The sequence below is a fragment of the Pseudoalteromonas sp. L21 genome (assembly GCF_021728035.1).
GTDB classification, from domain to species: Bacteria; Pseudomonadota; Gammaproteobacteria; order Enterobacterales; family Alteromonadaceae; genus Pseudoalteromonas; species Pseudoalteromonas arabiensis.
Window position 1 is genome coordinate 81,290 of sequence record NZ_JAKKCV010000001.1, and the last position, 13,684, is coordinate 94,973.

The following is a 13,684-nucleotide window of genomic DNA, read 5'->3' on the forward strand; positions in this document are numbered from 1 at the left end:
TTAGGTAAATTATCTTTTAAAAGTCGCGGGGTGAACCCGCTGCTACTTAGATTAATTCGCCCATTTTAAATAACGCAAACTCACCTGGCTCCATTTTTTGCCAGCGTTCGTCGTTCGTAAGCGGCCTTGTTGCAATGACAGTAACCACATCATTCGGTGTGGTTTCTTTTTGAAAATCAACCACCATATCAGCATCAATTAATGTCGCTTTACCAAATGGCGCACGACGAGTGATCCAATGCAGATTATTAGTGCAATATGCCAACACATACACACCGTCAGTGAGCAACATATTAAACACGCCCTTTTCACGTAAAGTATGCGCAAGTTTAGCTACATAGCGAAACACGGATGCCATATTTGAAGGACGTTTAGGGTATTTTTCTCGCACTTTATCAAGTAACCAGCAAAATGCTAATTCACTGTCGGTATTTCCAACTGGTCTATAATGCTCAGGTTTTAAATCATGATAATTAGAAAGTTGACCATTATGAGCATACGTAATTTCACGTCCCCATAGCTCACGAGTAAATGGGTGGGTATTTTCAAGACACACACGACCACGATTCCCCTGACGAATATGGCTTATCACCGAAATACTCTTTATCGGGTAAGCTTTAACAAGCTTAGCAATCTCAGACTGGCAACTTGGCTCTGGATCTTTAAACGTACGACAGCCTTTTCCTTCATAAAAAGTAATACCCCAACCATCTTTATGTGGGCCAGTATTGCCACCGCGTTCTAATAACCCTGAAAAACTGAAACAAATATCCGTTGGTACATTGGCCGACATGCCAAGCAACTCACACATAAAATAAATTAACCTTTAAAATCATAAGCATAAAACAAAAATTGAAATACTGAATTGCTTTTGGTCACAGTTTTGGTCACACATTGGTTTTTGTAACGCTAAATTTCAATTATTTTTTAATTCAATATGGACATTGTTAAACAACCTTGTAGTAAAGGCAAACGGTTATACGCTTGGGCTTATTCTAAGCACCCTTTTCCAGATACTTTTTTACCGTTTTTAAATTTCAGTTTTGCTTTTGGTTAAGGAACTGCTTTATATTGGCACGACTAATGTAAAAGCACCTTAAATCTTTAGAGTAGTCTTATCTTTGAATTTCAATTGAAGATAAGCTTTTGAGATTTGCTCTATTCAAAAGCTCTTCGGTTACTTCCTTAGGGTCAAATTTTTGCATCAAACACCATAATTGATCTAACGCCGCGCTCTGCGGCAAATTTGGAGCGCAGCGTAAAATTTGTCCGACAGCAGCGCTTTGTTATGCCCTGACTGCATTCCAGTATTCTTCCTCTAGCCACTCACATAATTTTTCGACTTCAGAGATGACTGTGCTTAATTTGGCTTCATCAACGAATACGTTGGGTGATAGCCACCAAGATAATTCTCCATTATCTAGCTCGATAACTCGTTGATCTGTTTCAGACACGAAGTATGGATTGGGGTATTTCTCTAAATCACTTTTTAAGTGGGTTGTCTGAAGCATAGTTAGCGTTTCTGGATGCTGCCCCCTATTTCTCGCAAGAACAGCCTGTTCAATCAGTTCTAAGTTGGCAGTACATGCTGTCAGATCGAAACCCACTTCCTCTAGAATTTTACGATAGGCATAAAACCAGCCTTTCTTGTGCTTTCTTTTGTACGCAGGTTTGCCTTGGCGCTCAAGCCTATAGCGCACCCAATCATTCAAAAATAGCTGTAATGAAGATGCCACCATAGATAGCGCAGTCAAACCAACTGACTCAAAGCCCGTTCTTGCATCTTGCCATTCTTGCAAATATTGAGGCTCTCCTGACTCATCATAAACAGGAACGAAAGGTGGCTCTTCTTTTTCAATAGCAGAGATTAGCCCGACAAATGGTTTAGTGGCATTCTCGAAAAAATAAGTCGCAAACTTTAAGCGATCTTTAATAAAAAATACGAGATCCAATCAATTCTCCTAAAGGCATAACAATTTAATAGTGCGCAAATCGCGCATATTTCTGATTGATTTAGTTTTAACAAAGTTGATAACTCATTGCCAACATTATTAAAAATTCAAGTTATGGATTTTTGAGAAAGATAAAAGTATGCAACTTGCGCATTTTCTTAAATATGGATGAAAACTATTAATTCAGAAGCTAAAAATAAGGATTTTACAGAACACCAACGTCCGCTCATAGTTACCTGCCTGATCAGGTATAAGCTACTACAGTTAAATTCATTTTTACTCGAGCGATACCTCTTATCTATTCAACTATAGGTTCTAGTTTACTGTTCAAGCCTTCAGCCTTACTTTTATAACTCACAAAGTCAGCTTTCTCTGTTGGTGTTGGTAGTGGTGAGTTATGTGTGTGAGTTGATAAGGTTTGATTCATTTGTTCAACCAAACCGATTAAATCAAGCAGTACTTGAGCCACATTGACTGAGCTATCCCCTAACCACACTGTTTTGCCTTCAACCTTCGCAAGCTCACTTGCCTTGGCATGTAGGGTTTTTAATGTTTTTAATTTCATGTTTTCGGTGGCTTCAATATCTACCTGCTTTTTACTGCCAAGCAATAAGCCTTCAAGTGCAACGATTAAGGCCTTCTCACCTACCACTGTTTTTAAGGTTAAAAATGATTTGCAAGTTCGCAAATGAAGTCCGCACTTCCTGTAAGGATGAGTATAAAAAGTTACTTATTGAATATAGCGACTTATTATTTTTTGATAGAAAAGGAAGAACATTTGACTATCAATGAGTACAACTCATCCGCAGAAAGTTTACGAAATAGCAACATGATAAGATGTGGCCAAGTTGACGAACAAGCAAGGTTATTATTAGAGATCTATAAAGAGCATTTCGAGGAGCTCTATTCTATAGATGAAAAATTTATTCTTGAAATTAAAAATTTAGAAAAAAATACACCTTTTTTTCTCGAATTAATATAGACGTCAAATATAAAAATGAACCAGAAAAGTTATATTTGAAAAGAATTGAACTTACCAAAGAATTAACATCAGGATGCACTAACATTTATCAAAGACTATTAATTATCTCCGGTGCTAATTCTTGAAATCAATCTTCACTTTATTAAGTAGCTAAACTATGAAGTGAGGCTATCACCAACAATGGAACTTTTAACCTTTAACTTTAATATAAAATGAAGCAAAGCCTGAGTAAATTTTACTTGTCCGCTACTTAATAGTCTTGTTATGAATTAAGCTTATCAATAATAGCCTTACCAATAGCATTAGCTGATGCAGAAATACTGGCTTTAACTCCATCTTCTTTGTATGCTTCAATAGGGTTTTTAGGACGTTTTAGTCCTTTCTCAGTTAATACTAAATTTAAGCGAGGAGAGCGATCTGGCTCCGATGAAAAAGTGATTAATCTATCTTTTTTTAATTGATTAAAAGCGTTTGACATTATCCTTGCTCTAATATTTCTTTCATCAGAAATATCTTCCCGTTCATAAAACCCTAGCTCATAGTCATGTAGCTTTATTTTTTCAGGGTATGTTTCATCAAGTTTACTTAGAATTAAGCCAACAGCTTTATTATATAATTCTTTTTTATTCACAAAAATATCCTTTTATCATGGACTCACAACAATTTAAAAATGCGCAAAAAATTAACTTTCCTAATTACCATGTTTTATCAAACATAGTAAACATTTGCTAGTTAAAAAATATTTTTTGTTAATAAGCTACTCTAAATTCAAAAAACACGAATTTCTCAGACCTATCCGCCTGACTTAATGTAAAACAATGTATCAAAACATACATGCTCTGATAGACTTGCCTCATACAACAGTTATTATCAAAATGCAGACCTAATATGTATTACTTCATGACCTTGTACTAAATCTTCAATATTTTTCATATTAACCAATCCTAATAATGTCAAAGGCAGACTGCGGCAATTCCGACAAGATATACTCATAAGATAGAGGGTTTGCCCTATCTTTAACATCGACCTTTTGGTAATACGGCACAGCTTCAAGTCGAGCAATTACACACAGAAGAGGTCTAAAATGTTGATCTTTGGCATTCTTTGAAATGTAAACAATTTCATCGTGAGCATCTTAACTTATTTTTCCCAGCTTCAACATGATTGAAGCTCCTTTTCGGATTCCTCTTCTATTAAGGTCAATTTTCGTATTGTGATGATCGGCGCCTTCAACTTTTTTAAGGTGTTGTATATTTCTACAGGTGATGAGCTAGGAGGAACTGTAAAATGAGGAGAATCAGAGCAAAAATATGAGGTGCACCGCATGTAATGCTTATCCCCATAATATTTTTTATTGATGTTATAAGCTAATGTCGTCATTGCCGAATACAGAATCGGATGAGTTATATCGTTTAGTGACATTCATTTCCCTTAAGTTTCATCTTCACTGAGTTGCACATAGACATAATGACTCCCACACGGTGCTAGCCTCCGCATTTTCGTGGGTTAGCTTAAAGCCAGAGCCATAATTAGTTTGTCAAATAACAAAATAGCAGAGGCTAGCATGACTAAACATAACATACTTTTCATTGGCTTAGATACTCATAAAGAATTCATTGAAGTTGCCTATATTGAAGACAATCGTGGCGCACAACCCATTCATTTCGGCCGCATTTCTTCTGCTAAAGTCGCTATTAAAAAACTTATCAGGCAATTTGAATCTAAATACCCTAATGCAACTCTGCATTTCGTTTATGAAGCTGGCCCCTGTGGATACTGGATTTATCGCTTAATTACTTCTTTGGGACATTGTTGCTACGTGGTTGCCCCTTCGCTTATCCCTAAAAAGCCTGGCGAGCGCGTAAAAACTGACAAGCGTGACGCCCTTAAACTGGTTAATTACTTAAGTCTGAAGACTTAACTCCTATTTATGTACCTGAGCCGGAAGACGAAGCTATTCGTGATTTATCTCGTGCTCGAGAGGTTGCAATGAAAGACTTAAAAGATGCCAAATACCAGCTGAAAGCACTGCTTCTTCGCAACAATATCAACTATGCAGGCACTGCAAACTGGTCTCTCAAACACTTACGATGGCTTACTGAACTAGTACTGCCGCATCCAGCACAGCAAATCGTTTTACAAGAGTTTATTCAAACTATAAATGAGCGAATTGCACGATTAGAGCGACTCGACAACGAACTGTCTCACCATGTTTATCAATGGCGATACTATCCCCTTGTTAAAGCCATTCAGGCTATGCGCGGTGTTCGCTTACTCGTGGCCGCTGGCGTTGTTGCTGAGCTTGGTGATTTAACGCGCTTCGACCATCCGCGTAAACTGATGAGCTACCTTGGCCTTGTACCAAGTGAACACTCGAGCGGGGGTAAAAGGCACATTGGCGCAATTACTAAATGCGGCAATGGTCGAGCAAGGCGCTTATTAGTCGAAGGTGCTCATAGTTACCGTCATGCTGCCAACATATCGACCGAGTTACAAAAACGACAAGAAGGTTTACCAAAACAGATTGTTGATATCGCATGGAAAGCACAATTAAGGCTCTGTAAACGTTATAAAAAGCTCATTAATAAAGGTAAGCATTACAACCTTGTTGTCACCGCCATTGCCCGTGAAATGATTGCGTATATCTGGGAAATTGCAAAACAAATTGTACTCTCTCCGATAAATCCTAAATTAAGATTATCTAGAGTACCTGCTTAATATGAACGAATTAGAGTTAATGCATTGGGTCAAGCATCGGGTGTGGCACAACCACCGACGGCGTTAGGATGGCAATGTTGCTACCGCAACATTGAACCACGAACATAGACTGAAGACAGGTGCCACGTCGAGTTAAGTAAGGTCTGCTCTGCTCATGAAAATGAGTAACCAACGAATACCAGCATGAAAACCGACGAAATTACTTGCTTCATCCTATGCGTTAACTCTCTCTAATTCGAGTTAAGAAATTATGGCTTAAAGTTAGGCAAGGATCAGTGTGTTTAACTTGACAGTGGGAGTCATACCAGACGCCTGCGTAACAGGCGCGAATTTATGAGCGTCCCTGTTGACGCACTTGTTAGCTTATTCAATGATTTCACCAAAGACAAAAAACTGCCGAATGCTTTCAAAACTCCATTTATGTAGACCCAAAGCTCTAGTTTCTTTGATGAAATCATTATCCGCCATATTCTCAAATTGTTCTGGGAATGAGCAAACAAACCACCCCCAGAATAATTTTGCCTGTAATGGTAAATCGCGCTTTATATTTTGAAGCATAATGACTGCATCCAAAATGAAGTCCATAGTAAATTCATTAATTGGGGCTACATTGATTTTACTATCAGGGTCTTTATCAGCATGTTTAAAATAGTTATATGGTTCATTAACTGATTTAACATGCTCACGAAATTCTTTTCTTGTCATGCCTTCAGGATTTTTTATGGCTCCTGTAATGCCAGACTCACTTCCAATATCATGAAGGATCTGATGTGCAGATGCGATAATAGTATGGATTACTACAGGATCTCTCGATTCATAGAACAAAGTAATCGCTTCTACAATTTGTCTTTCAGCTACATCTAGCTTGTTTATCCAGATTGGTTCCATATTCTCTCGGGAAGCTAACGCCTCAATAAGGGCCGCCGTAAGCGTCCCTCTTGATTGACTTGTTATGTTTTTTGACGCTGAATGTTCTTGAGTGGGTGTCTTGATATTAATCCCCACTTACCATCATTTTTCTCTGAACCTCTTGCACCAATTGAAATTAGGTAGTGTTTTGTAGTTTCTTCGTCGCAACCGATAACAGAGGAGAGAGTATTGATTGTTCGCCATTCAAAGGCTTTATCTTCAAGCATTTCTTTCAATATTTTTTGACGAGAATCTAATAATTTCTTTTGTCCCCTACCTTTAAACCACTCAAGAGCAAAATTACCAAATATGGTTAGTATAGAACCGACAATAGCACCAAATACACCAATGAGAGTAATCCATGTTTTACTATCATTAGCAATCTTTAAGGCAAGTTGTGAAATTTCTTGATCTGTCATAAGTACTCCGATTTTGAATGACACATAACGCTTCAAGAAGAGGCGCGCGTTGTTTGTGCGTCCTTCTTGCTTGACTTATTACGTTTTGGACCTTGCAACAAGCTAAGGCCAAACATAAAGACTACTATTGCCGGGAACCCCAGTATTACACCGAAGAACTGCTGATAATCCGATGACAATGGACAGCAACCGTAGGGCTCTGCGACCCACAGGAAGCTAAGGCAACACAATGTCCAGCCCGAGCATGCAACGACAAAAGACATTAATTTATGCATACTGAACAAGGTGGCTTCTTCGACTGACGCACCTTTATGAAAACCAAAATAACTAATACTAAGAACCGCACACACTGTACTAATTATTCCTGTTATTCCGTTTATTAATTCCCAGTCCATTAAATTCTCTGATTCATGTGTGAATGTAGCGCTTCCATAACCGGCGCAGCTTTGCTGCGTCCGGCGCCGAAGGCGCGTAGTTGATTGACTTGTTATATGCCTTTTCTATTAACCAAATATCTCTTTTTCGATTTCTTGATATATATTTGTATCCACCGTAATCAAGGGAGCCATGGTGTCTCGAAGAAATGCGCATTTGTTGTTACCACACTGAGTTAGGCCTAGTATTTTCTTTAACTCCACGAAGATTTTACCACTTGCAGATTTCACATCATCGTCTGGATTGCCCCTTTCAGTACTTTCCTTCATTGCTGTTGTTTTAGCCTGTAAGCATTCTTCGAATAATTCCTCTTTTTCAACACTTATACATAGCTTTCGAATGATTTCATCGTCAAGCAAATAGCATTCAATGTGCCTTCGGGATGAAGTCCTTACCCCTTTTTCTAAAAGCTCTGCGACCTCAGTATCACTTTTATCATCTCTATCTACGAATTTGATTATCTCCGAGGACTTTAGAATGTTCGAAATCATTTTTACCGATTGATTTTCAATATCTTCAATTTCAGCACATGATCCCACTGACACGAAAGTTGTCCCATGATGGTTATCGCCTAATATTTTCCCATAAATCAAAGAGTCAAAGTCTTTGTATTTTCTACCTTGACTCGTTCCTTCGCAAAAAACTATTTTTTTGGGGGAGAGCAATTTTGAAAAGTCAGCAAATGCTAAGTCAAAGAAGCGATCCCAAATAGCCCTGCTTATCTTGGTTGGACGTATAATTTCTTCTAGGTCGAAATCCCTATTATCGAAATCGAGGAAAACGACCGTCCCTGGGTTTTCTTCTTCAATGTCCTCAGCTTCTTTTAGCATTCCAATAGAATGTGTAGAAATCCAAAGCTGTGAATTATCTGGGGTTAGATCATACACCTCCCGAAGCACTTTGGACTGAAGCCTTGTATGCATATGAGCTTCTGGCTCATCGATACAGAAAACAGCATCTGAATAGAAGCTTGATTTAACAATCATATCAAGCACTAAATCAAAAACTGACTTCTCACCTGCGGACAGGTTTTTATAATGAAAATCTTTAGCTGAACCTTTTTCAAAATAAAAGCTACCATTTGAGAGAGGGTCACCAATTGAACTTAGATTTAAATCTTCGAAAATATTTGATAGTGAATCTTTTATTTTTCCAACCAACTCTTCTCTTAATTCCTCTACTGTTTTGGAATTATTCGATGATTTATAAACACCTACTAATGTTTGTGCTACGAGCCGTTGGTAGTTTTCAGAAACTGTTTGATCATTTTGAATCAAATTCTGTAATTTAATCGTTTCGGCAGGATTTTTCTGCCTATTTAAATTTGAAACAGTAAAGTCAGGTTCATTTCGGTAAGCTGTCCTAAAATAAAACTTACCCTTAATTTGATCTTTGTTTAACTGCTGATCATTATGAAATTCGATCTTAACCTTTTTTTCTGAAGCCTGCCTACTCCATGTGATTGGGTCAGATAATTCACCATCATTTTTTTCCAAGTAACCTTGGTCGCCGCGATCATTGAACCCTTTAAATTTGTACCAGTGATTTAACGCTTCAAATAGAGATGTTTTTCCACTGCCATTTGGTCCAACTAAAACGATAAGCTTGGCACTTTCTGGTATCTCGCATAACTTCAAATCAGTAAATCTTTTAAAGCGATTTAGTTGTACTTCCTTTATCTTCACAGTTATTCCTTAATGATAATCGGGGCTTGTTTGGGCATATAACAATTTAATATGCACTCATCGCGTATATTTCTGCCGGCGCTACGCTCATTTTCTACATGATATAGTTTTAACAAATAACCTAAGGTATTACTATCACTAAGTTTTCTAAAACGTTAAAGAAAAGTTAAATATAACAATATGCGCTCGGCGCTCATTTTCATGAATATATGCGCATAGAGCAGTTTGACCGAACAAATAACTATGATATTTAGCTAATCTCAATGACCGGTTATCGCTCTTTCCAGACCTTTAACAATACAAAGTTTACTTAATGGCACAATATATGAAGTCTTCCCAAACCTCTATGCTTTGGCGTTTCTCTTTCATATAGTCGTACCTATCATAATGCACACTTGATACGTCAAACTTGTTATGCTGTTGTAGTATGTCACGGTTTATTTTATCAATGCCCGCTTTACCCATTAACGTTTTACATGTTCGGCGCAGGTCACGCGGGTTAAATGGTTCCATTTCATGTTTTTCGCACCAACGCAATATTGCCATTCTTATTGTAGATACATGCGCGGTGGCTGTTGGGTCGTCGCGATGCGGGAACATTTGCCCTGCCTTACCAGCCTGTTGCATTAGCTCTTTGATGATTGGTATTGCGGTTTCGCATAGTGGCACTATGTGATCACCCCGCTGTTTTACTTTGATACGATTTGCGGGGATGGTGAAAGTTTTGTTCTTTAAGTCAAAGTCACTTACATAAGAGCCATAAACCTCGTTTACCCGTTGGCCACCAAGTAATAATGCTAGCTTTATATATTGATGAGTGTAATAAGGTAGGTCATCAGCATTCCACACTTTTTTAAGTTCGACTTCACTTAACCAGCGCTCGCATTTGTTTTTTGGCGTTTCAAAATTAATGTCTCTGATGAAATTGGTTTTAATATCGTAAAGGTTAGGTTTTTTGTATTGCTCTGGTGAGTTATCAAAATCTATCGCAAATTTTAAGATGCTCATTAATGTACTACGAACCAAGCGCGCTTGTTCTTTTGCTCCACGATTATATACGCGGTAAATAATGTCGCGAGCCATGTCTATTGTGAACTCGTCAGGCATTAAGTCTTTTGCAATAAAAGGGGTGATGTTTCTTTTTATTAGTTTTTCAGTTCGGCCTATTGTTGACTCAGCCCAGCGAGTACTTATAAATACATTAAAGTCATCAAGCATTTCTAACATAGTACGCATTGCTGATGATGCGAACTCCGCTTTTTGTTGCTCTTGTTTATGTTCTTGCGGGTCGATATTGTTGCTTAACAATACTGATATTTCAGCATGTTTACTACGCACTGTTTTGAGGTCAACTACGGGGTAATTGCCAAGGCCAATTACTTCGCGTTTGTCGTTTAAATGATATTGCACGCGAAACGTTTTAGTTCCTGATTCGCTAACCCTTATTTGTAAACGCCCTTCCCCGTAGTTACCTGATTCAGTTAATACGTAACGTTTATCTTTTGCTTTAAGCGCTTTAATTGATTTGTCTGTAAAGTTCATATGATGTCGTTTGAAACTGTGACCACCACATTGGTCACAGTTTAGTATGCGATAACAATAACAGGATCAGATAGAATGAACAGCTTTAGACTAGTAAATACGGGGACTTATGATGGGTTACGATAATTTAATACTAAATAAAACCTAAAAAATGGACATGCCAAGCAACTCACATATAAAACTCTATACCTATATACATAATGAAAGAATTGCATCGCAATGCAGCTTTGCTCGCAGCTATTGTTAAACATAGTGGCACTGTTAGCAACTAGCTCCCTAATTTTTTATAAACTCGATGGGTAAACTATTAAATATATGATGGTAATTTCAAAAATAACTCCTTAAATCAGCTTACTTTGATCTAATGTACAACTTGTTCAAACAAACACAGCAGTAATTACTGTTTTTATCCTTGTTCCCCTCTTGATAATTGCTTGTTCTAGCGCTACTCTAAAAGAGGTGGTCTGACCTCTATTAAGGAATAATCAATGACTCTCATATTTTTACTAGGTTTACTCGTGCTGCTTAGCGTTGCGAGTTACCACAGATCAAGCTGGAATACCTGTTTAGGTATTGCCATTGCGACTTTACTTGTTGGCACATTTGCTGGCGCGTTTGGCGCAATTAGTTGGCTACTATTCTTACTTATTGCTGTGCCACTTTCTGTGACTAGCATTCGTCAACAATACATCATTAAACCAATCTTTGCTGCGTTTAAAAAAGTAACACCGACTATGTCGGATACTGAAAAATCAGCCATTGATGCTGGTACTACATGGTGGGAAGCGGAGCTATTTTGTGGCCGTCCTGACTGGAACAAATTACATCAGTACCCTGCTCCGAAATTAACAATCGAAGAGCAAGCGTTTATTGATGGTCCAGTTGAAGAAGTATGTAGCATGCTAGATGACTGGCACGCAACACACGAACTAACTGATTTACCGCAAGATGTTTGGCAATACCTAAAAGATAATAAATTCTTTGCCATGATCATCAAAAAAGAATACGGCGGTTTAGAGTTTTCTGCTTATGCACAATCATGTGTACTGCAAAAGCTAACAAGTAAATCAACGTTACTATCTTCTATCGTAGGTGTACCTAACTCGTTAGGCCCTGGTGAGCTACTTCAGCACTATGGTACTAAAGAGCAAAAAGATCATTACTTACCTCGCCTTGCAAGTGGTCAAGAAATTCCATGCTTTGCTTTAACATCACCAGAAGCAGGTTCTGACGCAAGTGCAATTCCTGATTACGGTGTTGTATGTAAAGGTCAATGGAACGGTGAAGAAGTTGTCGGTATTAGCCTAACGTGGAACAAGCGTTACATTACTCTTGCCCCTGTTGCGACTGTACTTGGCCTTGCATTTAAACTACAAGATCCAGACGGTTTACTTGGTGAAGACAAAGAACCTGGTATTACCTGTGCGCTTATCCCAACAGATACTCCAGGAGTAGAAATTGGCCGTCGTCACTTCCCGCTAAATGTTCCATTCCAGAATGGTCCTACTCGCGGTAAAGACATCTTCGTACCACTTGATTACATCATTGGTGGCCCGAAAATGGCGGGTCAAGGCTGGCGTATGCTTGTTGAATGTTTATCTGTTGGTCGTGCAATCACATTGCCGTCTAACTCAACAGGTGGCATTAAAACAATTGCGCTTGCAACAGGTTCTTACAGCCGTATTCGTCGTCAATTCCGTTTACCTATTGGTCAAATGGAAGGTGTTGAAGAGTCATTAGCAAAACTGGCAGGTTACGCGTACAGCTCTGATGCAGCTGTAAGCATGTCTACAGGTGCTGTTGACCTTGGTGAAAAGCCATCGGTTGTATCTGCGATTATCAAATATCACTTAACTGAGCAAATGCGTGAAGCAACGATTCACGGCATGGATGTTCATGGTGGTAAAGGCATTATGCTTGGTCCAAACAACTACTTAGGCCGTGGCTACCAAGGTGCGCCAATTGCAATTACCGTAGAAGGTGCAAACATCTTAACGCGTAACATGATCATTTATGGTCAAGGTGCGATTCGCTGCCATCCATTCGTGTTAACTGAGCTTGGTGCTTGTGCGATTGAAGACCGTGAAGAAGCATTGTCAGTATTCGATAAAGCGTTAATGGGCCACATTGGCTTTACAATTTCGAACCTAGTTCGTACTAAGTGGTTAGCCTTTACTAATGCTCGCTTCACAAGCACGCCATACAAAGACGAAACAGCTGAATTCTACCGTATTGCGTCACGTTTCAGTGCGTCATTAGCATTAATGTCAGATATCAGCATGGCGGTATTTGGTGGTTCATTGAAGCGTAAAGAGCGTATCTCTGCACGTTTAGGTGACTTACTAAGCTACTTATACCTTGTATCTGCAACACTTAAACGTTACAACGATGAAGGCCGTAAAAAAGAAGATTTTGCGCTTGTTCAATGGAGCTGCCAAGATCACCTTTATCACTGCCAACGTGCACTTGCTGACTTAATCAATAACATGCCATCTGCACCACTTCGTGCAATGCTAAAAATCATGTTATTCCCATTCGGTCGTCCTGTTCGTAAGCCTACTGATAAACTTGAGCACAAACTTGCTCACTTATTACAAGTACCAAGCGAAACTCGTAACCGTTTAGCTAACTACATTTACCTTAAAAACGAGCCGCTTAACCTTGTGGGTCGTCAAGAGCAAACGCTTAAAGACGTACTCGAAGTTGAACCACTGTTTAATAAGGTATGTCGTGAAAAAGGTGTAAAACTGCCTTTCTTCCAACTTGATAAAGTAGCGCAAATGGGTCTGGAGGCAGGCATTTTAAGCCAAGCAGAAGCCGACAAACTAGCCGCAGTTGAAAAAGCCCGTCTTGACGTTATTAACGTTGACGACTTTGACCCTGCTGACTTAGTTGCTGGTAAAGTTGCTCGTGGCGAAGGCAATAAAAATGCGAATGCTGCTTAAGCAATAAACATTATTCCAATTGTTATAACAAACCAAACCAGCGCATAATGCGCTGGTTTTTTTGTAACTGTAACCTCCTTCTCTTCTATCAATTTCC

General features: G+C 38.7%; 9 protein-coding genes and 1 pseudogene. 2 read left to right on the plus strand and 8 right to left on the minus strand.

Features of this window, described 5'->3' with window-relative positions:
- Positions 1-46: 46 nt before the first annotated feature.
- From L3V41_RS00385 to L3V41_RS00400, 4 genes are all read right to left on the minus strand, one after another.
- Positions 47-811, minus strand: coding sequence for a class II glutamine amidotransferase (locus L3V41_RS00385; protein ID WP_130150165.1), 765 nt, complete (start codon positions 809-811; stop codon positions 47-49).
- Positions 812-1,286: 475 nt separating this feature from the next.
- On the minus strand, positions 1,287-1,952 hold the full coding sequence (locus L3V41_RS00390) for a hypothetical protein (protein WP_237126992.1): 666 nt from the start codon (positions 1,950-1,952) through the stop codon (positions 1,287-1,289).
- A 298-nt stretch (positions 1,953-2,250) separates the two neighbouring features.
- Complete coding sequence (locus L3V41_RS00395; protein WP_237126993.1) at positions 2,251-2,640, minus strand: hypothetical protein; 390 nt, start codon at positions 2,638-2,640, stop codon at positions 2,251-2,253.
- 556 nt (positions 2,641-3,196) lie between these two features.
- On the minus strand, positions 3,197-3,565 hold the full coding sequence (locus L3V41_RS00400) for a hypothetical protein (RefSeq protein WP_237126994.1): 369 nt from the start codon (positions 3,563-3,565) through the stop codon (positions 3,197-3,199).
- 933 nt (positions 3,566-4,498) lie between these two features.
- Here L3V41_RS00400 and L3V41_RS00405 point away from each other — a divergent pair.
- A pseudogene (locus L3V41_RS00405) lies at positions 4,499-5,652 on the plus strand (IS110 family transposase).
- Between the two features lie 363 nt (positions 5,653-6,015).
- Here the strand turns inward: L3V41_RS00405 and L3V41_RS00410 are convergent.
- From L3V41_RS00410 to L3V41_RS00425, 4 genes are all read right to left on the minus strand, one after another.
- Positions 6,016-6,657 (minus strand): hypothetical protein, encoded by a 642-nt coding sequence (locus L3V41_RS00410; protein WP_237126995.1) that lies wholly within the window; start codon positions 6,655-6,657, stop codon positions 6,016-6,018.
- On the minus strand, positions 6,603-6,980 hold the full coding sequence (locus L3V41_RS00415) for a hypothetical protein (RefSeq protein WP_237126996.1): 378 nt from the start codon (positions 6,978-6,980) through the stop codon (positions 6,603-6,605). Before L3V41_RS00415 ends, L3V41_RS00410 begins: the two co-directional genes overlap by 55 nt.
- A 503-nt stretch (positions 6,981-7,483) precedes the next feature.
- Positions 7,484-9,100: an AAA family ATPase gene (locus L3V41_RS00420; protein ID WP_237126997.1), complete on the minus strand. Its 1,617-nt coding sequence runs from the start codon at positions 9,098-9,100 to the stop codon at positions 7,484-7,486.
- 306 nt (positions 9,101-9,406) lie between these two features.
- Positions 9,407-10,642, minus strand: coding sequence for a site-specific integrase (locus L3V41_RS00425; RefSeq protein ID WP_237126998.1), 1,236 nt, complete (start codon positions 10,640-10,642; stop codon positions 9,407-9,409).
- A gap of 488 nt (positions 10,643-11,130) precedes the next feature.
- On the opposite strand from L3V41_RS00425, the gene fadE reads away from it, so the two are divergent.
- Complete coding sequence (fadE, locus tag L3V41_RS00430) at positions 11,131-13,587, plus strand: acyl-CoA dehydrogenase FadE (protein ID WP_237126999.1); 2,457 nt, start codon at positions 11,131-11,133, stop codon at positions 13,585-13,587.
- The last annotated feature ends 97 nt before the right edge of the window (positions 13,588-13,684 follow it).

Coding starts and splice junctions, on each gene's coding strand:
- L3V41_RS00385 (WP_130150165.1), bottom strand. CDS start 811: ATGTGTGAGTTGCTTGGCATGTCGGCCAATGTACCAACGGATATTTGT.
- fadE (WP_237126999.1), top strand. CDS start 11,131: ATGACTCTCATATTTTTACTAGGTTTACTCGTGCTGCTTAGCGTTGCG.
- L3V41_RS00415 (WP_237126996.1), bottom strand. CDS start 6,980: ATGACAGATCAAGAAATTTCACAACTTGCCTTAAAGATTGCTAATGAT.
- L3V41_RS00425 (WP_237126998.1), bottom strand. CDS start 10,642: ATGAACTTTACAGACAAATCAATTAAAGCGCTTAAAGCAAAAGATAAA.